Below are 20,172 nucleotides of genomic sequence, written 5' to 3'. Positions count from 1 at the left end.
AAGGTTCGTTCCTGGAAGACGTTGAACCTGCGCATGCACACGACGCCCATATGTACCGACCGCGACGTACTCGTCGTTCCAGTGATGGCCACAACCCACGCCATCGGCGGGCTCGCGCTCGCGGCCGCCGTGGCGACCGTCGCTCCCGAGTTCGCCCTCGTCGTCGCCGTCGCGGCCCTGATCGGCGGATTCTTCCCGGACCTGGACCTCTACACAGGCCACCGGAAGACGCTTCACTACCCCGTCTACTACTCGCTGCTCGGCCTTCTCGCGGGGGCGGTCGCGCTGGTTCGGCCGACCGTCGAAACCGTCGCTGTCACCGTATTTTTGCTCAGCGCTGCCCTCCACGCCGTCATGGACGTCTTCGGCGGCGGCCTCGAGCTAAAGCCCTGGGAGCGGACCTCCGACCGCGCCGTCTACAGCCACTTCCACGGGCGCTGGCTCGCACCCCGCCGCTGGGTTCGGTACGACGGCGCACCGGAAGACGTGGCGCTCGCGTCCGTCCTCGCCGTTCCCGGTCTGCTCGTCTTCGACGGCACGGTGCAGTCCCTCCTGATAGCGATTCTAATCGTCTCGGTGGGATACGCGACGATCAGGAAACCGCTCGTACAGCTCACCGAGTGGCTGGTCGCTCGTCTTCCCGCCTCGCTTCGCCGACACCTTCCCGGGCGATTCCGCCCCGAAACGACCGGAGCCGATACCGCGACGGGTGAACCCGCCGGATGAGCCAGCCGATCGACGCCCGGGTTCGCCACCGCGAGGCACTCGCGAACGGGGTTCGTCTCCACTACGTCGAGGCTGGGCCGGTCGACGGCCCGCTGGTCGTTCTGCTCCACGGCTTTCCGGAGCACTGGTACACCTGGCGCCGCCAGATTCCCGAACTCGCCGAGGCTGGCTATCGAGTCGTCGCACCCGACCTGCGCGGCTACAACCGCTCGGAGAAGCCCCACGGCATCGAGGCCTACCGCCTCGAGCATCCGGTCGACGACGTGGCCGCTCTGATCGGAACGCTCGAGGCGGACGGTGCGACCGCACGCGCCCACGTCGTCGGTCACGACTGGGGCGGCGTCGTCGCGTGGGCGACGGCGATGATGCGTCCTGACGTCGTCGACCGCCTCGTCGTGCTGAACGCGCCACATCCGATCAAGTACGCCCGCGAACTCTCCGTCGAGCAGGCCGCTCGCTCGTGGTACGGCCTCCTCTTTCAGCTCCCGTGGGTTCCGGAGGCGCTCCTGCGTGCGGGCAACTTCCGGGCGCTCGAGGACGTCTTTCGCGAGGGACCGACTCGGCCCGACGCGTTCACCGACGAGGATATCGACCGCTTCGTCGCCGCGATGGCCCGCGAGGGCGCGCTCACGTCGGCGCTCAACTACTACCGGGCGTTCGCACGGACCACCGTCCGCGAGAACGCCCCCGGCGCGATTCCGCTGGTCGGCCACCGGTTCGTCGATCCCGTCGACCGGATCGACGCGCCGACGCTGGCGCTCTGGGGCGAACGGGACCCCGCGCTGGCGATTGAACAGACCGAGGGACTCGAGCGGTACGCGAGCGACGTCCGGGTCCAGCGGTATCCCGAGGCGAGCCACTGGATCCACGCGGATCGGCCGGTCGCAGTGACCGACGCGATGCTGGCGTTCCTCTCGACCGATTCGGGACGTCACTGAGCAGTCATGAATGATTCGCTGAGAATCGTGATATTTTATTTGTTCTATCGCCAGAAACATTCATAGTGTGATGAAATAACGGATAATCTGCATGGCACGCGAATACGGTATGTGCAGGCAACGAGCACTGAACGGACTCATCTTACTCTGTCTCGGAGTGCTGGCGGCGGGGCTTCTCGTTCCGGTCGCGGCTGGCGCGGGATCCGCGGACGTAACACAGGCGACGAATACGAGCGACGAAACCGACCACGAGACGACGGAGGTCGTTATCGACCTCTCGTCGTGGGTCGACGATCGCTCCGTCTCGATTTCGTTCGAACTCCCGTCCGTAGTGGCCTCCTGGCTCGAGGTCGTGTTCGCCGATCTGGTAGAGCTATCGGAGCCCGACGACGATGACAGACCGGCCGACCTGCCGGAGGAGAGCGAAGAGACGGACGACGAATCGGGTGATCACGTTGATGACGCGGATGACGACGCAGACGACGCGATCGGGCCGGACGATGGCGCCGATGACGACGCGTCGGACGACCACGCTGACGACGAAGACGGAAGCGAGTCGGACGACGAAACCGCAGACGACGCCGACGAGACGGACGACGGTGCTGCTGATGACGGCACTGGCGACGACGCCGACGACGAAGACGGAAGCGAGTCGGACGACGAAACCGCAGACGACGCCGACGAGACGGACGGCGGTGCTGCTGATGACGACATCGACGATGCAGCCGACGACACTGACGATGCTGCCGATGACGATACCGACGACGAGTCAGAAGACCGGACTGACGCCGACGACGGTGACGGCGATGGCATCGACGATGCGGATGACGACGCTGCAGACGACCAGGTGAGCCACGAAGACCGGGTCGAGAACGCGATCCACGACGAGATCAACCAGGTGCGAGCGGAACACGGCCTCGAGGCGCTCGCGTTCGACGACAACCTCGCCGGCATCGCTGGCGAGCACAGCGAAGACATGCTCGAGCGCGACTATTTCTCGCACACGACGCCCGAGGGTGAGACGGTGGGCGACCGGTACGCCAACGCCGGAATCTCCTGTCAGGCCTGGGGTGAGAACATCCTGTACAACTACCACGGCGAGGAGTCGCCGCAGGTGATCGCCGAGCGGAGCGTCCAGCAGTGGATGGACAGCGACGGCCACCGGGCGAACATTCTTAGCGAGCAGTGGGACAGTCAGGGGATCGGTGTCGCGGTCGACGGCAGCGAGCTGTACGCGACCCAGAAGTTCGGCACGAACTGCAGCGACTAGTCGACACTCTGGGCGCTTTTTTCCGCTCGAGGGGATCGAACGATTACTGGGACGACCACGGAGTACCGACGAGTTTTGTATAGCAAAATAGACTTTGTCGGAGGTATTTCGGACGAACTCGAGCTGGCGACGGGCGGGCGGTCTGGACCGTCGTTCGCGGGAATGGGGATTTCTCTCGGAAACGACGTCCCGGCAAGAGACGTGCAAACTGTTAACACACGTGTCGTGGTACGACGGCGCATGCTCGTCCACCTGCACCAGTACCGACACGACGACGCGAAGGAAACCGTCCGGTCGGAGGGCGACGTCGACCCTGAACACGACACCGAGGAGTACTTCGACGCCGACGACCTCGCGGCCGACGAGGGGTGGGAGCGGATTACCCACGACGGCCAGACAGTCCTGCGGCGAGCGGTGAGCTACGACGAGGTCGCCGCCATCTCGGTGCCCCAGCAGGACCTCGAGGACACCGCGGACGATCTGCCGGGCGAGGACCTCCAACTTCGCCGCGGTGGCGGTACCGAGACGCTCGAGCGCACACGGGTCGTCGAAGTGATCGACGAGAATCCCTGAGGTTCAGTCGATCGACTCGTCCGTGGCGATCACCAGCGGGTCGCGGATCTCGAGCGCCGTCTCGAACTCCGCCTCGCGGTCCTCGCGGCGACCGAGTCGCAACAGCTGTTCCTCGTGAGCCCGTCGGGCGGCCGACTGCTCCCTGGAGTCGAAGCCGAGGCGCTCTCCGAGGGCGTCCCAGTGATCCCAGTCGACGAGAAAGACCGCCCGACCGTCGCCCTCGTAGACGCACTCATACTCCCGGCGATAGGCCTCGAGTTCGGGCGCGAGCAGCTCCTGCACCCGGTCGACGAGCGCCGGCAGCCGCGAGGGGCCGACGCTCGCCTTCGCGGCGGTGAGCAAGAGCACCTGGCCGTCGATCGGATCGGTCATCTCGTCCACCCGCGGGGCTCACCGACCATCTCAGCCACCCGCGCGCATCGCCTTCTGGGCGAAGTCCTCGACGAGCGCCTCGAGCGTCGCCTCGTCGCCCTCGAACGCGACCGTCACCTCGGTGAGCGTCAGCGACGGCCCGACGCTCACGGTTTCCGAGGAGAGGGTGGCCGCCCAGTCGTCGCCCTCCACGCGGTCCTCGGCGACCCGCTCGCCGCCGAGATTCGTCAGATAGTGGACTGCAAGCCGCTCGGAGATGCCGCGAAACGAGCGCTCGACGCGCGTATCCATACCCCCGTCTTCGAGCCAGAGGCGCATAAAATCGCGTTCGGCGGCGATCCGACGTCGGACTGGCGCAGGGTCTCCATCGGCTACGGCGAGGAGCCGCCGGCGACCGGCGGAAACACCGAGAGGCGGTCGCCCGCATCGAGCCCTGTCTCCACGCCCGCCATGTGGACGACGTCCCGGCCGTTCTTCAGCACGCTCAGTTGAGGTCGGATCGCGCCGTCCTCGAGTAGCTGGCCCTCGAGCCCATCGTACTCGGCCTCGAGGGACTCGAGTACCTCGCCGACGGTGACGCCGTCGTCGAACTCCCGGCTGAGTTCCTTCTGGCCGACGACCTCTCGAAAGTTCGCGAAAAACCGCAGATCCAGTTCCATGCCCGAACCGTCGGCGTGAGACGATATAAGTCCGGGCGGTTCGGTCGGTGGTCGTTCCCAGACGGCGAGCCGACAGCCGCGAAATCGCCGCGATGGCGGCGAGACGGTGACGTGACGATGTACTATGGCGACGAGACAGTAGCGTCGGCGTACTCGAGGCCGTCGAACCTGGCCTCGGCCAGCCCCGTTTCGAGCGCGGCCGCTCCGGCCCGTTCGGCCGCCGTTTCGTCCGCCGCCTCGACGCCGACGGCGGCGGTGAACGACACCCGGACCGTGTAGGGTTCGAAGGGTCCCGCCGGCTGTTCGTAGACGGCGGCATCCGTGATCTCCCAGCTCTCGAGGGCGCCCTGGGTGAGCGCCTCGAGCGAGTCGGCGGCCTCGTCGGTCGCGGCCGTCCGGGCGGTCGTATCGGTTCCCTCGTGGACCGTGACGAGCGCCGCCGCGTCGCGGGAAACGGTGTACTCCATAGCCGACCATCGAACGGCGACCAGTTGAATCCTCCCGTCCGCGATCACCCGCGGCGAAGGCCGTCGTAGATCTCCGCCAACTGCTCGAGCGAGTGGTCGACCGACAGCATCGCCCGGCGGCGGCGACAGAGATCCGAGAGCCGATCGTTCTCCTCGAGCGTGCGCGCGAGCGCCCACTGGAAGTCGCCGATGCTGCCGCGCCTGTAGCGGTAGCCGGTTTCGCCCTCGATGACGGAGTCGGTGAGCGCGCCCTCGTCGACGGCGACGACGGGGGTGCCACAGGCGGTCGCCTCGAGGGCGACCAGCCCCTGGGTTTCGACGGGGCTCGGGAAGACGAAGGCGTCGAGCGCGGAGTAGAAGGCGGGGAGGTCCTCGCGCTCGAGAAAGCCGAGGAAGCGGACGTCGGCGCTCTTCTCGGCGGCGTAGGCCTCGAGATCCTCGCGGGCGGGGCCGTCCCCGCCGAGCACCAGGGTGACCTGGGTGCCGGCGACGCCGTCGATCGCCTCCGTCAGGTTCTTCTCGTGACCGTGACGACCCGTGTAGCCGACGACGGGACGGTCGGTCGGGAGGTCGTGGAGCCGGCGGAACGTCGTCGGATCGACGGGTTGGAAGAAGTCCGTGTCGATGCCGTTCGAAACGACCGTCGCCTCGACCTCGGCGTCGACGTGCTCGAGCAGGTGGCTGCGGGCGAACGCGGTCGGGGCGACGACGTGATCCACGCGCTCGAAGAAGCCGCGCTCGTAGCTCCGGCAGGTCCGCTTGAGCCCCGCTGCGATCCCCGGTGGCGCGAGCTGAGTGGCTCGCTCGCCCAGCAGCGTGTGGTAGGAGGCGACCACGGGAACGTCCCGGTCGCGGGCGAACCGGATGCCGGCGTAGCCGAGGGTAAACGGCGTGTGGACGTGGACGAGATCCGGCGTCTCGAGGCCGCTCGGAATCGTCGGCAGCCCGAGCCGGTACTGAGAGTACATCGGCGCGCGGACGCTGCGCACGGGGTACTCGTCGTCGGCCGGTTCGTAGCCGTCCATCCGCGGATAGACGACCGGCATCGACGTGCGCCGTCTGCGCCAGCGGTCGCGCCAGAGCGTGACGGTGTAGGTGACGCCGTTGACCGTCGGGAGGTAGAGATCGGTGAACGCCGTGACAGTCTCGGTCCGCGGCATGTCAGCCCGTTCGACGAACGGGATGGTAAGCCGTTCGCTTCGTCTCACGCCGGATGCGGGCGGCGCCAGGCGCGGGCCGCAAGAACGGTGCCGGTGCCGAACAGCAGCGGGAGCCAGTAGGTCGTGGCGCGGTAGAGCAGCGTCGCCGCCGCCGCCACCGCCGCGGGGACGCCGCCTGCGGCGACGAGCAGGACGACCAAGATGGACTCGACCGTGCCGAGCCCGCCGGGAAGCGGGAGTACGTTCGAGACCGCGCCGAGGGGCACGGCGAAGAGGACGACCGACGGGGAGACGGTGTGGCCGACGGCGTACAGCGTCAGCCAGAGCGTTGTCGAGAGCAACAGCCAGCCGGCCGTCGAGTACGTCAGCGCGAGTTTTACGGTCGCCCGATTGTTGGCCACGGACTCGACGTGAGCGACGAACAGCCGGAGGCGGCTCTCGAGCCGCTCCGGCTGAATCGGATGTGCGCCGGGGACGAACGGACTCGTCCGACTCGAGACCGCGCCGACGAACGCGGCGATGCGGACGACGGCCCGCTGCCGGCGGTACCAGCCGACCCCGAGCCCCCCGATCAGCGCCAGCAGGGCGGTGAACACCGCCAGCAACGTCAGCTCCGTCCGCTGGCCGACGACGGCGGTCGTCGCGAAGTAGAGCAGCCCGACCCCCGCCAGCGGCACCATCGGCGCGTAGTTGAGCAGGTCGGTGCTGGTCACCGCCGCGAACCCGGTCTCGTAATCGCGACCCGTCCGCCGCGCGATGAGCAGCGCCGCCAGCGGCTCGCCGCCGAGGTACGTCGACGGCGCGACGCTGTTGGCGAAGACGAGGTGGCCGAACAGGACGAGCGCCTCGACCGGCCCGTGTTCGACCTCGAGCGTCGACAGGACGATCGACAGCGTGTACGTCCAGGCGGCGATCCAGCAGGCGACGGCGACGAACACCGCCAGGAGCACCCGGTCGTCGGCCGCCGAAATCGCCGCCAGTGTCTCCCGGAGACCGACGACCGAGAGCACGAGAACCAGCAGCCCGATCGCGACGAGAAAGCCGACGACGGCCGTCGCCAGTCGGAGCCGAACGTCGGCGGGTTGCATGCCGTCACTCTACGACGAACGGCCGGAAAACGTCTCCCCCTGATCGTACCCGCCGCCGGAGTTCAGTCGACGTAAAACGAGACGTCGTGGTCGGTGAGCAGCGATCGCATCCGCTCGACGCCACCGGTCGTGTCCCACCCTTCTGCGGTGTAGTGTTTGTACGGGTGGCGGAGCCAGGAGTACTCGCGGTGGGCGAACACCTCGATGGCGTCCCGGCCGTCCTGAAACAGCGTCACGTGGAGCTGCCAGTCGGCGAGCGGGGACTTCCGGCGGACCCAGCTTCCTGCCGAGGCACGGCCGTCGCTGTGGACCTTGAGCGAGGCGATGGGCTCGGGTGCAAACGCCATCGCCTCGAGATCTGGTCGAAATTCGGTCAGCTCTCGCTGGACGGTTCCGACGTACTCGGAGGGGTGCATCGTACACTGGGCGAATCCGCCCAGCGGCGCTTTGATCCGGTGAACGGTCGGGAGGACGCGTCGTCGTGCTTTCGTTACCCAGTCGACGCCGCGGGAAGCGTCGAGGTCGTCGTCGTTCGGCGGCACGACTTCCTCTAGCGGCCCCGAGAGCAAAATCCTTGTGGGTTTCAGAACGGTCGACAGTGACGTCGGAATCGGCCGTTCGGCTACAGATCTCGGAGCCGAATACCGTCCTCGACCAGGCGGGCGTTCCGTTCCCGGTCGAGGTGTGCGGCGAGATCCTCGTGTTCGTAGAGCTGGGCGATCACGTCGGCGTACAGCGTCCGCCAGGCGATGGCGAAGATCGGCGACTGCCCCCAGGCTCGCAGCTCGGGAACGAGTTCGTCATAGGTTTCGAGCCGGTCCTCGAACCGGTCGAGCGCGTCGAGCGCGTAGCCCGCCGCCTCGCGGTCGTCCTCAGCACCGTCGATCGCGCGGTTGAGTCGCTGCTCCCAGCCGGCGACGGCCTGTTGCATGTCCGTCGCCGCCTCGCCCCCGTCTTCGGGCAGTCGCTCGAGTACCTGCTTCGGAACACCGAGTGAAACCTCGTCCATGCCAGCGGGTAGGGCCGCCTGGCCCAAGAAACTACGTTTCCGACTCGAGCCACGTCGCCAGCATCACCTCGTCGACGTACTCGCCGTCGATGAGGTACTGTCCTTCGTGAACACCCTCCCGTCGCCAGCCGTTGGCCTCGAGGAACTCGATCGCTCGCTCGTTCGTCCCGGGGACGTTCTGGTAGATCTTGCGGTACTCCGCGTCGGCGGCCCACTCGAGGCCGTACTCGAGGAGACTCGATCCGATACTCTCGCGACGGTGCTCCGGGTGGACGCCCACGGTGAGTTCGGCGGCGTGGCACAGCGACGGGAGTTCGGGCGCGTCGACGTGGAGCCAGCCGACGACTTCCTCGTCCCCCCGGGTGTCGGCGTCCGCCTCCTTCTCGAGTTCCGGCTCGAGGACCGCCACGAAGAACACCCGCGAACGCTCCTCGTTGAGCCGGACGATCGCGGGGTCGCGCTCGAGTCCCTCGACGACGTTCTCGGCGACGATGTAGGTCCCCTCGCTCGCGACGGTCCGCATGGTTTCGATCAGCCCCTCGCGATCTTCCTCCCTCGCCGGCCGGAGCGTCACGGTGCCGGCGTCGGTCTCGAATTCCGTCGGTGTTGCCGCGAGGGCAACCCGGAGCTTGCCGTCCACCTCGTCGAGATAGCCCGCTTCCTTCAGTCCCGACACGGACCGGTGGAGTTCCTCCGAGGAGAGCGGAACCTGCTCGGTGTAGGTTCTCGAACGGGCGGGCTTGGACTGGGCCGGTCCAGAATCGACCCGGATCGCCCGCGAGAGTTCATCCGTCGAGACGGCGCCGTGGCGCTCGACGTACTCGTACACCGTTCGCTGGGTGTCGTCCTCGAACGAAAACGTGGGGTGAACGCTCATGCGGATACCGACCACGAGAACCAGTATTATTATGCTATTCGTAACGCCGAGTGAGTCTCTCGAGAACGGTCAACGGCGTCGCGCGTTCGACACACGACCGCAGTATCACAGCGGCTGGCCGACGGTCGCTGCGCCGCCAGCTTCCCGAAATCGCCGGGCGAGTGTCCGACAGCGAACAGCGTTCTCCCGGCCAGCGCGGGGTAATTCCGTATTACGAGATGTGGTTTATACACGGGTGCTTCGGGGTGACTCCGAAGCGCAGTACTGCGAGTCCTGACACGAGCGAACCGGATCGAAGGAGACGAACGGGGGGTGAACCCGCGCTCGAGACGCCGCAATCGGATCGCGGTGACCGGAGACGTCCCGGCCGACTCGCGCAGTCACGTCGGAAGGCAGATCCAGCGGACCAGCGGTGGTGGGCCTCGACTGCCATGGTGGCACAGTGGATCGTCGCGCCGCCGGGCCGAGTCCGCTGTTCGAGCCCGCGCGTGTGTAACAGTGAAAAGAGAACCGGTAGCGAACCGGTCCTGGTTGTGATCTCAGACCGCCCACGAACTTCGTGGGTGATGATGCGTGAACCGTGAGCCGGCGGTCACACGAAGAGTCGGCGACGCGCGTTCGAACCAGCGACCGGATAGCGTGGATCCTCGTCGGATGGCGCTCCAGTTCGTTGTCGCTCGGATCGTCGGGCCGATCGCCGAAACGACGGCTCGAACCCGCACAGTCGAATTACGACTCGGTCCAGAACGATCTGATAAACCGCATTTCGGGATATGAAATTCCGGCGAGCGCGGAACTCCCGTTCGCGTGCCAGAGAGCGAGGCGATCGAGCCCGTGCGAGGAAGTTACTCGAGAAGCGAAGCGAGGACCGCGGCGTCTCGCTCGAGCGCCGCGAGCGGATCGGTCGGGTCGTCGTGTTCGTAGATCAGCCACTCGACGCCGGCGTCGCGGGCGGCCTCAACGCACGCCTCGAGCGGGACGTCGCCGTCGCCGAGTCCACACGGGTTGTTGCCGTCGACGTCTTTCAGGTGTACGAGGTCGATCAGATTGCCGTAGCGCTCGAGTACGGCGACGGGGTCGCGGCCGGCAGCCGTCACCCAGCCGACGTCGAGTTCGAGCGAGACGCCCTCGAGCGCGGCCGCGAGCCGGTCGTAGGCGTCCTCGTCTGAGAGGGAAACGAACTCCTGGTCGTGGTTGTGGTAGGCCAGTTCGAGGTCGCCGAGGTCGTCGGCGACGGCAGAGAGCCGGGCGGCGGTGTGATCGACCGCCGCCCCGGTCGCGAACGCCCCGGAATCGAGCCACGGGACGACCAGGGTCTCACAGCCCAGGTCGCGGTATGTGTCCGTCACCGACTCGAGGTCGGTCTCGAGATCGTCGATCGGGACGTGTGCGGCGACCGGCTCGAGACCGGTTCGCTCGAGGACTACGGTGACGTCAGCCGGTGAACGTCCGCCGAGCCCCGCGAACTCGACGCCGTCGAGGGGCGTCTCCGCGACGGCCTCGAGGACGTCGGGGAGCGGTCGGTCGAGCGAGCGAAGCGAGTACAACTGGACGGCGCCGTTCATAGTCGACACTCGCGGCGGTCGCCTATAGAACCATTCAGGCAAGCGGTGCGCTCACAGAGGAGAGAGCCAAAAAAGTCGTTCAGGCGCCGCGGGGTTCGGTCGCGGCCGCCGAGACGTCCTCGGCGCTGCGGCCCGCGAAGGCGACGAGCACCATCGAGAGCCCGGTCACGAAGAGGCTGATGCCGATCAGGAGGCCGAGCGCCCAGGCCGCATCGGCCGGGAAGCCGGCCCAGAGCATACCGGCCAGGATCAGTGAGATCGCACCGCTGGCGGCGATCCAGCCGCGTCCCTTCTGGCCCGCCATCCGAACGCTCATCCAGAGTTCGGCGACGCCGTCGACGAGCAGGTAGGCAATGAGCAACAGCGTCAGCGCCATCAGCCCGACGACCGGGTTCACGAGGAGGGCGAGGCCGGCGATCACACCGACGACGCCGAGCGCGACCTGCCAGATGGAGCCGCGCCAGCTACCGGCGCTGAACGCGTGGACCCCGTGGACGATTCCGCTGACGATCAGCAGCGCACCGAGGAGGACGCTAATCGAGAGTCCCGTGGCGAACGGGAACACCATCGCGATGATACCAACGAGACCGACGATACCGCCCGCGAGCGCGAGCGATCGCCATCCCTTCTCGAGGGAGTATTCTTCCGGCGTTTCGGGTGTGGTTGTAACTGAATTCATGGTTATCCCCACACAATAGTACGATTCTGTGGAATATAAAATACACACACAGTCCGCCTGTAATTCAATGGAATCGACCGGTCCGAACCTGAAACGGTCGGCTCGAGCCAGCAGTCGCGGTGCGCTCAGCGCTCCTCGACGTGACGGATCTCGCAGGCGATTCCGCGGGTGCTCTCTGTCATCTCCCGGCCGAACATCTCCGCGCGGCCCACGCCGAACGCTTTCGGTCCCTCGACGACGACCTCGTCGCCGACGCGGATCTCCTCGTCGGCGTCGACGACGCCCGGTGCGAGGACGCTGCCGTGGGGAACGAAGCCGTCGATCTCGACGCGTTTGGTGGGCGCGGCGCTCTCGACCCAGCGTTTCGCGCCCTCGAGGGTGAACGAGAGCGTACCGTACTGGGGAACCATCGTCGCGAGCTGGGTCTCCTCGCGGTCACGAACCTGGATCTTCGGGTAGCGACTGGTCGTTTTGATCTCCTCGAAGAGGTCGTCTCCCGCGCCGTCGCCGAGCAGGTAGTCCGCGATCGCTCGAACGGTGTTGTGCTCGCGCTCTCGCTTGGAGTACTTCAGTTCGCCCGACAGTGCCTCCGAGAGGTTCTCGAGGCTCTCGTCGTCGGTCGGGTGGCCCCCCTCGGGGACGGTGTAGGTCACGTCGAGATCCAGCGCCTCCTCGACGCGGGAGACGATATCGCGGTAGCCCTCGTCGGGGACGTGGGCGACGATTTTCGGGTACTCGTTGCGCTCGAGGTAGCGCTCCAAGACGCGGGTGACGAACCCCTTCTCGTCTTCGGACCAGCGGCCGGTGACGACGGTGTCGTAGTGCTGGGCGGGGTAGGTCGTCTCGAGCTCCTGGGGGACGACGCCGATCGGCGAGGTCATCGAGACGAGGTGGCCGCGCCAGTGGATCGCGTCGTGGAACTGACCGTGGCTCTGGGACTCGCTGTAGGGTTTCTTCGCGGAGCAGGGCACTAGCACGAGCGGGTTTGTGAAGCGATTCCGGTAGCGGCTGGTCACCCGATCGGCGAAGCGCTGGATCTCGACCCGGCGAAGCGTGTCCTCGGTGGCCGCGTCGAGCGCCGAATCCCGGAGGATCGGGGTTCGCTCCTCGAGGTAGCCCCACTGGCTATCGAACTCCCGAAGCGCGGCGGTGAGCCACTGTTCCTGGCGGGCCTGCCCCTCGAGGTAGTCCCGCAGGCGACCGTCGCGGATGCGCTGGCGAACGATCCCGAGTTCCGCCCGCAGGGCGTTCACGTTGTGCTCCGCGCAGTTCTCGCGGGTGAACTGCTCGCGGGGAACCTGACAGGCCGGACAGGCACAGGGGAGTTCCTCGAGGTCCTCAAGGAAGTGCTCGCCCTCGCTCGTGAGGTACTTCCCCTGGGTACCCTTGACCACGGCGCGGGCCTCGTCGAAGACGTCGACCCCCGCGTAGGCGAGCAGGGCGACGTTTCTGGGGGTTGCGACGCCGGAGAAAAAGAGGGCGGTGTCCGCGGGAATCGCCTCGCGCACCGAGACGACCGCCTCGACCAGCGCGGCGCCGTGGCCCGTCACCGACTGGACGTCCGAGAGCGCGTAGGCGTCCGTCCCGTGGGATTCTGCGGTTTCGCTCGAGACGACGGCGGTGCTCGGGTAGTCGACGTCGGGGTAGGATACGGCGAAGGAGTCCTGAACCTCTTCGGCGGTGCCGCCCGGGAATCCCCGGTGGGGGAGCACCGTCAGGCGGGAGTCGTCGCCCTCCGGAACCTCGCGGTCGGCCGCCCAGAGCGAACCGGCGTCCTCGAGGACGTCGTCGACGAGCGCCGGGGTCGTGATCGGCGACTCGAGGCGGAGTTCGCCCAGCCGCGCGGCCCCGTCGCGCGCGTGGACTTCAAAGTAGTCGGTCATACTCGGTCTGGGGACGGCGGGCGAAAGAGGGTGTCGAAACGTCGGCGGCGACCTCGTCGGCGGCGCGAGTGACGGACATCGGTCGCGGGCGGCCACCGACGCGAGCGCGATCAGCCCCAGCCACCCTCGCCGACCGCGTCGGCGACCAGCCTGGCCTCGCCGCGCCGGAGCAGTGCGGAGGCCGTCGCCTTCGCACAGCCGAGTTCCTTGGCGACCGTCTCGAGACCGGTCGTTCGCGGCACGTCGTAGTAGCCGAGTTGCCGAGCAACGGAGAGCGCCTCCCGCTGGCGGTCGGTCAGCCGCCCCCCGACGGCCTGGGCGTGATCGCCGATCCACTTCACGGTCGCCTCGAGTCCCTCCGGAACGCCGTCGACGGTCGCCTGCAGGTCCGCCGGGTGGCCGATCAGCGTCACCGCCATCGTTCGGTCGGGTCGGAACTCGATCGGCGGCACCACGACCAGCGTCTCCCGGTCGAACGCGTTCGCGAGCGAGCGCCCATGCTCGTCGAGTTCCGACCGCGCGTAGACGAAGAAGCCGTCGCCGGTCGCCCGGAGGTCGTACTCGAGGAGCCCGCGCATCGACTCGAGAACCCGCTCGTAGGGCTCGACCTCGCCCTCGACGTAGCTCAGAATCGTCTCGATAGCGTCGTCGGCCCGGCCCTCGAGCAGGTACTCCCGCTCGATCCGCGGCGACTCACAGACGAGTTCGTGGGTTGGATGGAGCGTTTCCGCGTCGTACTCGACGACGAGTCGAACGGACTTCATCGGCTCGTCGTACGCCCTCTACTTATAAACATCCTAGCCTGTTCGCGACAATCGGCTTCGGTGAACGTGATCGAACGGTAGTATGAGCAGATCTGACGTTCCGGCTGTCGACGGGTTACCAGTCGTCGGCAACGCGGTCGGCATGGTCCGCGATCCGTGGGGGTTCACCGAACGCGCCGCCCGACAGGGCGACGTCGTCCGGATGCGGATGCTCCGGCGAGAGCCGTACCTCGTGACGCATCCGGACGCAGTCCGGCAGATTCTCTTGACCGACAGCGAGCGGTTCCGAAAGGCCGACGTCCTGAGCGAGAGTCTCTCCGGGATCGCGGAGACGGCGGTGATCGCCGCCGAGGGCGAGGAGTGGCGTCGCATCCGGTCGGTTCTCGAGCCGGCGTTCGACGCTCGAGCCGTCTCGAACCTCGCCGACGGGATCGTCGCGGAGACCGATCGCCACGTCGACGGCTGGGAGGACGGCCAGCGGATCGACGTCGGGAGGGAGATGCGGGCGCTCACCGGCTCCCTGCTCGGGGCTGCCTTCTTCGAAAACGGGTACGACGCGCTGGCGGCGGCGACCGACGAGCTGGTCGACGCGATGGCCGACCGGTTCGAGATGCCCGCGCTGTTCGTCCCCGACTGGGTGCCGACGCGGACGAACCGGCGGTTCGACGCGGCCGCCGACCGGTTCGAGCGGGCGGTCGAACGCGCGATGGCCGACCAGCGGGCGGGAGCGGGAGAGTCCGACGGCGACGGGCTCGACGTTCTCGAGATCCTCGTCGATGCGGCCGACGAGGGACGGCTCTCGGATCGGGAGGTGAAAGACCAGCTGTTCACGCTCCTCTTCGCCGGCCACGGGCCGACAGCGACCGGCCTCGAGTTCGCGTGGTTCTCGCTGGCGACGACGCCCGCGGCGGCCGAGAAACTGGCCGACGAGGTTGACGGACTCGAGGGCGAGCCGTCGCTCGGCGCGCCGGAACCCGACTCCTACGTCGCGTCGGTCGTCGACGAGACGCTGCGGCTCTACCCGCCGGTGTTCGAGCTCTGGCGAGAGCCGACGGAGGATGTGACGCTGCGGGGCTACGAGGTGCCAGCCGGGACGGAACTCATGCTCCCGACGTACACGATCCACCGCGACGAACGATGGTGGGACGACCCCGAGACCTTCCGCCCCGAGCGCTGGAACGGGGGGGACGTCCCGGCGCGCGAGTGCGCGTACATCCCGTTCGGCGCCGGGCCGCGAACCTGCATCGGCCGCCGACTGGCGACGCTCCAGCTCCGCCTGGCGGTGGCAACGATCGCCCGCCGCTACCGGTTCGAACTGGCGCCCGGCCAGTCGCCGGACCCCGATCTGGGACTGTCGACGACGCTCACGACCTCGGAGCCGATCGAACTCGTCGTTCGGGAGCGCTCTGCCTGAGACGCGGTCGGCTCACTCGCGCTCGAGGTAGGTCGCCGACGCCGAGGTGTGGCCGCGGTTGAACGAGAGTACCTTCGCGCGGATGACGTCGCCGACCGCGAGGTCCTCGGGGAGGCCCTCGACGAAGATCACGAACCCCTCGACCTTGCCGACGGCGTGGACCTCGCCGGAGTGGTGGCTCGAGAACTCCTGGACGCCGAGGGTCACGACGTCGCCGACGTCGACCGGCGGTTTGCGTTCGCGCGCCGCCTGGTGGCGCTCCCAGGATTCGCGCTGGTCCGCCGTTCGACCGCCGTCGCCGCCGCGAAGCCGCCCGACCAGCCACCAGCCGAAGACGACGACCATGGCGAAACCGATCGCGAGCGAGCCCGTCCCGATCATAGTCCTACCGAGCCCTGCGGGCGCTCTTTGCTGTTCCGATTCGACCGCTCGAGGTCGGAAAACGGGCGACCAGCGGGGAAACGCACAGCGGTCAGCTCCGGTCGGTCGTCAGATCCACCAGCTCGACCTCGTCGGGGAGGCCTTCGAGCACCGAGTCGGGCCACCCCCGGTGTCCCACCGTGAACGCGGTGTCGGGGTTCAGCTCGACCAGTCGCGCGACGCCCGCGGCGGCGGCACGGAGCGCCGCCCGGTCGGTTCGGTTCGGCACTTCAGCCGTGAGCGGGTAGGTCCTCGAGAGCGCCCGCGGGAACGGGCCGAACGGCGGAACGATGCGCCACGACGCGTCGTAGGCGTCGGCGTTCGAAGAATCGCCCTCGGTGAGAAACACCGAGTCAGGCACCGAAAGGCGCTCGAGACGGCGGTGGTGGCGGACGACCTCGGGACGGCGGGCGCTCTCGTGGGAACCGTAGAAGAAGGCGCCCTTCGAGACGGGGTCCGAGCGCTCGAGGAGATCGGGATGCTCGAGGAGGGCGCGGTAGCCGTCGAGCATCGTCGGGTGGGCGCGGGCGCGCTGCTCGACGAGTTCGAGGAGGGTTCCTGATCGAATGGCCTGCTTGATCCGGCGGATCTCCGCGAAGGTGACGTGGAGGTTGTGAGCGGCGAGCGCCTCCTCCCGGTCGCGGTCGCCGAGCGCCCGGAGGTCGTCGGGGGAGTTCTCGGTACAGACTGGACACGGACAGGGGAGGTAGTCGAGATCCTCGAGGTGGCGGGTGCCGCGGACGGTGAGGTAGCGGTCGTCGCGGGCGTACAGCGCGTAGGCGGCCGAGTCGAACAGGTCGCAGCCGGCGGCGACGGCGAGGGCGAACATCATCGGGTGGCCCGCGCCGAAGAGGTGAACCGGCGCGTCCGCGGAGAGGCCGCGCTTTGCGGCGGCGACGACGTCGACCATGTCGTCGTAGCGGTACTCGTTCATCAGCGGGACGACCGCACCCACCGGGAAGACGTCGAGGTCGGTGCTCGCGGCGTGGGCGCCGGCCGCCTCGCGCAGGTCGGGGTACGTCGAGCCCTGGACGGGCGCGTTGACGAGCATGTCGCCGACGTCGACGTCCTGAGCGGCCTCGAGACGCGCCTGGGTCGTTTCGAGTTCGGTTTCCGCACGGTCGCGGGAGACGTCCGGCGGGGTGGGGATGTCGACGGGCGTGCCGATGTCCGAACCGATCTCGTGCTGGAATCGGAGAATCTCCTCGTTGGTCACGGAGATCTCGCCATATTCGGAGAGCTGAAACGAACCGGAGTCGGTCATGATCGCGCCGGGAAAGTCGAGCACCTCGTGAAGTCCGTCCTCGAGCGCCTGCTCGCGGACGCGTTCGGTGTTGTGGATGATGTAGGAGTTCGTGATGAGAATCTCGGCGCCGAACTCCTCGGCGAGCCGTCGGGGGGCAATCGTATCCAGGTTGGGGTTGATCACCGGCAACAGCGCCGGGGTTTCGACGGTGACTCCGGCCCGCGGCACCGACAGTTCACCGAGGCGGCCGGCGGCGTCCGTCGCCCGGACTTCGAAGCACTCGCGCATCGACCGACTCTTGCCGAGGACGCCGGTAAACGTTCCGTTCCTGTCCCGGGGTAATGACTCCCCTGACTATGCAGGTGACAGAGCATCCCTCCGTTCCTCGACCGGGTGTTCAACAACAGACGACAATCGTCCGTTCTGACAGCTGAACCGGCGATTAGCGATCGTTGCACGCGTTGTAATCCGTCGAGATACTGGTGGAACAGTCTCCCCGTTTTAGCCCGGGCATCGACGTATCCCCGGGGGCATGGTTTCACGACCACAGAAACTCGGTGTCGTATTCGTTGCCCTGCTGGTCGCCCTTTCGGGCGGCCCCGCACTTGCCGGTGCGGCGGGTACCGCAGACGACGCCGGAGACATGAGCGTAACGTTCGAGAACGTCCAGGTCGAAACACTCGATCTCGACAACGTAACGGTTGAAAACGCGACGATCAACGAGCTGACCGTCGACCAACTCGAGATCCAGAACGGCGAGGAACTAGAGGATATCGAGGAAGAGGACAACGAGACCGACGATAACGAAACTGCCGACAACGAGACCGACGATAACGAAACCGCCGACAACGAGACCGCCGACAACGAAACCGCTGAGCAGGATAACGGCGACAATGAGACTCAGCAGGTGACGATTTCGGACATTCAGATCGAATCACTCGAGCTCGAGGGCGTCTCGATGGACGACCTCGAACTCGAAGAGGGCGAGACCGGCGATAACGAAACCGCCGACAACGAGACCGAAGACAACGAGACCGACGACAACCAGACGGACGACCAGGAGTTGATCGACGAGAACGCTGACGAGATCACGGTTCAGGATCTCACGATCGAGTCGATGACCGTCGAGTCGATGACGATCGAGGAACTGACCGTCGAAGAAGACGACGGCATTCTCGGCGGGATCAGCGACTTCTTCGAGGGACTTCTGGGCGGTGACGACGAGGAGAACGAGACAGCCGAAAACGGTGCTGACGAGGAGAACGAAACTGACGATAACCAAACCACTGAAAACGGCGCTGACGAGGAGAACGAGACTGACGAAGAGAACGAGACAGCCGAAAACGGTGCTGACGAGGAGACGACGACGCAGGAGTTCGACGAACTCACGATCCAGCAGTTCGAGATCACGGATCTCACCATCCAGTCGATGACCGTCGACTCGCTCGAGCAACAGGAGGCCGAGGAGAACGGTGCCGCTGACGAGGAGAACGCCACTGACAACGAAACCGACGACGAAGCGATGGACGAAGAGAACGAAACCGACAACGAAACCGACGATAACGAAACCGCAGACGAGGAAAACGCCACTGAGGACGAGGCTACCGACGACAACGAAACCGAGACCGCAACCACGGCGACACTCGAGCTCGCCTCCGCGGGACAGGCCACGATCGAGAACGTGAACGCGGGGACGATGACGATCGGCGAACAGACCGGCCTGGCTGACGCGGTCGAGGACGACACTGAAATGGAGGACAACGAGACTGCCGACAACGAAACCGAGGACAACGAGACCGCCGACAACGAAACCGAGGACAACGAGACCGAGACGGACAATGAAACCAACGACAACGGCGAAGACACGGCACTGCTGAGTGTCCTGGGCTGACCACGCCCAACAGCGGGAGCGATCCTGCGCTCTGTTTTTTATTCGGCACCCTCGAGCAGCCGGTAGTACGAGACACCCAGTACCGTTCGTCCGTCACGAACGTCGCCGGCAGCCACCGCCTCGAGCAACTCCTCGAACGGGGTGGTCGCCACGCGGATGCTCTCGTCGCGGTCGAGCGTCTGCTCCGCTGTCGGCCGACAGCCGTGAGCGACGAAGAAGTGCATAACCGAGTCCGCGAGTCCGTTCGCCGGTTCGACCGTAACCAGCGACTCGAGCGCCTCGGCCTCGTGGCCCGTTTCTTCCGCGAGTTCCCGTCGGGCGGCCGCCTCGAGGTCCGCGTCGTCGGGTTCGGTCGTCCCGACGGGGAGTCCGCGGTTGATGCGGCCGACTGCCTGGCGCCACTCCTCGATACAGACGACGTCCCCGTCGGGGGTAAACGGGAGGACGGCGACGCTCGCCGGCTCGTGCAGGTAATCGAACTCCGTCCGCGTTCCATCGGGCAGTTGAACGGATTCGTTAACCACGTCGAATCCCGGACAGGAGTACGCTACCTGGCTGTCGAGTGTCTCCCAGGCGAGTGGATCTGCGGGCATACGAGCCGATACAGCGGAGATTGGCAAAAGCGTCCCGCCATCCACTTCGGGGGCGGAGGGGGACCGGCCGAACGGGACGGCCTTACCGAACCATACGTCGAGCGTTCTCCAGGGCCGCAGCGTGTACTCGCTCTATAACAAAGCCACAGATCGGTGAAGGTCGCAACTCAGAGGGTGATCTATGGATCAACTAACCGGTTTCCAACGCGACCTGCTGTACGTCATCGCGGGAATGGATCGGCCGTCAGGCCAGGAAATTCTCGACGACATCAACCGCTACATCGACCAGCCCGTAACACACGGTCGACTGTACCCGAACCTCGATACGCTCGTCGAACAAGAGCTCGTCGAGAAGGGAGAACTCGATAGGCGAACGAACTACTACGCGCTTACGCCGAAGGGCCAACGCGTCCTCGAGCAGCGCCAGGAGTGGGTCGACCGCTACGTCGACGTCTGACTGCCGCGAGCAGCCGCGCTCGAGCGCCGTTCCGGGTCGGGGACACACCAGTACCGACTCGAGATGCCACGGGTGCGCCGTCGAAATCGACGCACGCGTGACGATCGGCAGTCGGACTGCT

The 20,172-nt window shown here is 66.8% G+C and carries 23 protein-coding genes; 7 read left to right on the top strand and 16 right to left on the bottom strand.

What is annotated here, in order from left to right; genetic code table 11:
- The first annotated feature begins 33 nt into the window (after positions 1–33).
- The 4 genes from AC6I6S_RS11265 (at position 34) to AC6I6S_RS11250 (ending at position 3,507) form a co-directional block, all read left to right on the top strand.
- The gene (locus AC6I6S_RS11265) at positions 34–726 is read left to right on the top strand and encodes a metal-dependent hydrolase (protein ID WP_497950177.1); all 693 of its coding nucleotides are present in this window, start codon (positions 34–36) and stop codon (positions 724–726) included.
- The gene (locus tag AC6I6S_RS11260) at positions 723–1,664 is read left to right on the top strand and encodes an alpha/beta fold hydrolase (protein WP_497950175.1); all 942 of its coding nucleotides are present in this window, start codon (positions 723–725) and stop codon (positions 1,662–1,664) included. The genes AC6I6S_RS11265 and AC6I6S_RS11260 overlap by 4 nt, the downstream gene beginning before the upstream one ends.
- Before the next feature lie 91 nt (positions 1,665–1,755).
- Positions 1,756–2,934 carry a CAP domain-containing protein gene (locus AC6I6S_RS11255; RefSeq protein ID WP_497950173.1) on the top strand — a complete coding sequence of 393 codons (1,179 nt, stop codon included), beginning with the start codon at positions 1,756–1,758 and terminating at the stop codon, positions 2,932–2,934.
- 240 nt (positions 2,935–3,174) lie between these two features.
- Positions 3,175–3,507 (top strand): hypothetical protein, encoded by a 333-nt coding sequence (locus AC6I6S_RS11250; protein ID WP_497950172.1) that lies wholly within the window; start codon positions 3,175–3,177, stop codon positions 3,505–3,507.
- A gap of 3 nt (positions 3,508–3,510) precedes the next feature.
- Here AC6I6S_RS11250 and AC6I6S_RS11245 read toward each other — a convergent pair whose 3' ends face one another.
- The 13 genes from AC6I6S_RS11245 to AC6I6S_RS11185 form a co-directional block, all read right to left on the bottom strand.
- Complete coding sequence (locus tag AC6I6S_RS11245) at positions 3,511–3,879, bottom strand: DUF8048 family protein (RefSeq protein ID WP_497950171.1); 369 nt, start codon at positions 3,877–3,879, stop codon at positions 3,511–3,513.
- A gap of 30 nt (positions 3,880–3,909) precedes the next feature.
- On the bottom strand, positions 3,910–4,170 hold the full coding sequence (locus tag AC6I6S_RS11240) for a MoaD-like domain-containing protein (RefSeq protein ID WP_497950170.1): 261 nt from the start codon (positions 4,168–4,170) through the stop codon (positions 3,910–3,912).
- Positions 4,171–4,250: 80 nt separating this feature from the next.
- Complete coding sequence (locus tag AC6I6S_RS11235) at positions 4,251–4,538, bottom strand: ubiquitin-like small modifier protein 1 (RefSeq protein ID WP_497950168.1); 288 nt, start codon at positions 4,536–4,538, stop codon at positions 4,251–4,253.
- Positions 4,539–4,660: 122 nt separating this feature from the next.
- The gene (locus tag AC6I6S_RS11230) at positions 4,661–5,005 is read right to left on the bottom strand and encodes a hypothetical protein (protein ID WP_497950167.1); all 345 of its coding nucleotides are present in this window, start codon (positions 5,003–5,005) and stop codon (positions 4,661–4,663) included.
- A gap of 44 nt (positions 5,006–5,049) precedes the next feature.
- Positions 5,050–6,165, bottom strand: a complete 1,116-nt coding sequence (locus AC6I6S_RS11225) for a glycosyltransferase (RefSeq protein WP_497950166.1) — start codon at positions 6,163–6,165, stop codon at positions 5,050–5,052.
- Between the two features lie 44 nt (positions 6,166–6,209).
- Complete coding sequence (locus tag AC6I6S_RS11220) at positions 6,210–7,253, bottom strand: lysylphosphatidylglycerol synthase transmembrane domain-containing protein (RefSeq protein WP_497950164.1); 1,044 nt, start codon at positions 7,251–7,253, stop codon at positions 6,210–6,212.
- Between the two features lie 62 nt (positions 7,254–7,315).
- Positions 7,316–7,795, bottom strand: a complete 480-nt coding sequence (locus AC6I6S_RS11215; RefSeq protein ID WP_497950163.1) for a hypothetical protein — start codon at positions 7,793–7,795, stop codon at positions 7,316–7,318.
- Between the two features lie 80 nt (positions 7,796–7,875).
- Entirely contained in the window at positions 7,876–8,262 is a 387-nt protein-coding gene (locus tag AC6I6S_RS11210; RefSeq protein ID WP_497950162.1) for a DUF7971 family protein, read from the bottom strand.
- 31 nt (positions 8,263–8,293) lie between these two features.
- Positions 8,294–9,139: a GNAT family N-acetyltransferase gene (locus AC6I6S_RS11205; RefSeq protein ID WP_497950161.1), complete on the bottom strand. Its 846-nt coding sequence runs from the start codon at positions 9,137–9,139 to the stop codon at positions 8,294–8,296.
- Positions 9,140–9,984: 845 nt separating this feature from the next.
- Complete coding sequence (locus AC6I6S_RS11200) at positions 9,985–10,704, bottom strand: sugar phosphate isomerase/epimerase family protein (protein ID WP_497950159.1); 720 nt, start codon at positions 10,702–10,704, stop codon at positions 9,985–9,987.
- 79 nt (positions 10,705–10,783) lie between these two features.
- Entirely contained in the window at positions 10,784–11,383 is a 600-nt protein-coding gene (locus AC6I6S_RS11195; RefSeq protein ID WP_497950158.1) for an HdeD family acid-resistance protein, read from the bottom strand.
- Between the two features lie 125 nt (positions 11,384–11,508).
- The gene (arcS, locus tag AC6I6S_RS11190; RefSeq protein WP_497950157.1) at positions 11,509–13,266 is read right to left on the bottom strand and encodes an archaeosine synthase subunit alpha; all 1,758 of its coding nucleotides are present in this window, start codon (positions 13,264–13,266) and stop codon (positions 11,509–11,511) included.
- A 110-nt stretch (positions 13,267–13,376) separates the two neighbouring features.
- Entirely contained in the window at positions 13,377–14,030 is a 654-nt protein-coding gene (locus AC6I6S_RS11185) for a helix-turn-helix domain-containing protein (protein WP_497950156.1), read from the bottom strand.
- A gap of 82 nt (positions 14,031–14,112) precedes the next feature.
- Between AC6I6S_RS11185 and AC6I6S_RS11180 the strand changes: the two genes are divergently transcribed.
- Entirely contained in the window at positions 14,113–15,444 is a 1,332-nt protein-coding gene (locus AC6I6S_RS11180; protein WP_497950154.1) for a cytochrome P450, read from the top strand.
- A 12-nt stretch (positions 15,445–15,456) separates the two neighbouring features.
- Here the strand turns inward: AC6I6S_RS11180 and AC6I6S_RS11175 are convergent, their stop codons facing one another.
- Positions 15,457–15,825, bottom strand: a complete 369-nt coding sequence (locus tag AC6I6S_RS11175; RefSeq protein WP_497950153.1) for a TRAM domain-containing protein — start codon at positions 15,823–15,825, stop codon at positions 15,457–15,459.
- Between the two features lie 91 nt (positions 15,826–15,916).
- A complete protein-coding gene (tgtA, locus tag AC6I6S_RS11170) occupies positions 15,917–17,398 on the bottom strand; it encodes a tRNA guanosine(15) transglycosylase TgtA (RefSeq protein ID WP_497950152.1) in 1,482 nt (493 codons plus the stop codon).
- A gap of 244 nt (positions 17,399–17,642) precedes the next feature.
- Here tgtA and AC6I6S_RS11165 point away from each other — a divergent pair, with 244 nt between their 5' ends.
- Positions 17,643–19,001, top strand: coding sequence for a midas domain-containing protein (locus AC6I6S_RS11165; RefSeq protein ID WP_497950151.1), 1,359 nt, complete (start codon positions 17,643–17,645; stop codon positions 18,999–19,001).
- A gap of 38 nt (positions 19,002–19,039) precedes the next feature.
- Here the strand turns inward: AC6I6S_RS11165 and AC6I6S_RS11160 are convergent, their stop codons facing one another.
- On the bottom strand, positions 19,040–19,594 hold the full coding sequence (locus tag AC6I6S_RS11160) for an NUDIX hydrolase (protein ID WP_497950149.1): 555 nt from the start codon (positions 19,592–19,594) through the stop codon (positions 19,040–19,042).
- 181 nt (positions 19,595–19,775) lie between these two features.
- On the opposite strand from AC6I6S_RS11160, the gene AC6I6S_RS11155 reads away from it, so the two are divergent.
- Positions 19,776–20,051 carry a PadR family transcriptional regulator gene (locus AC6I6S_RS11155; RefSeq protein WP_497950148.1) on the top strand — a complete coding sequence of 92 codons (276 nt, stop codon included), beginning with the start codon at positions 19,776–19,778 and terminating at the stop codon, positions 20,049–20,051.
- The last annotated feature ends 121 nt before the right edge of the window (positions 20,052–20,172 follow it).

The organism is Natrononativus sp. DTA114 (assembly GCF_059736515.1).
The sequence above is the reverse complement of the archived record's forward strand: the minus strand, read 5'-3'. Positions and strand labels throughout refer to the sequence as shown.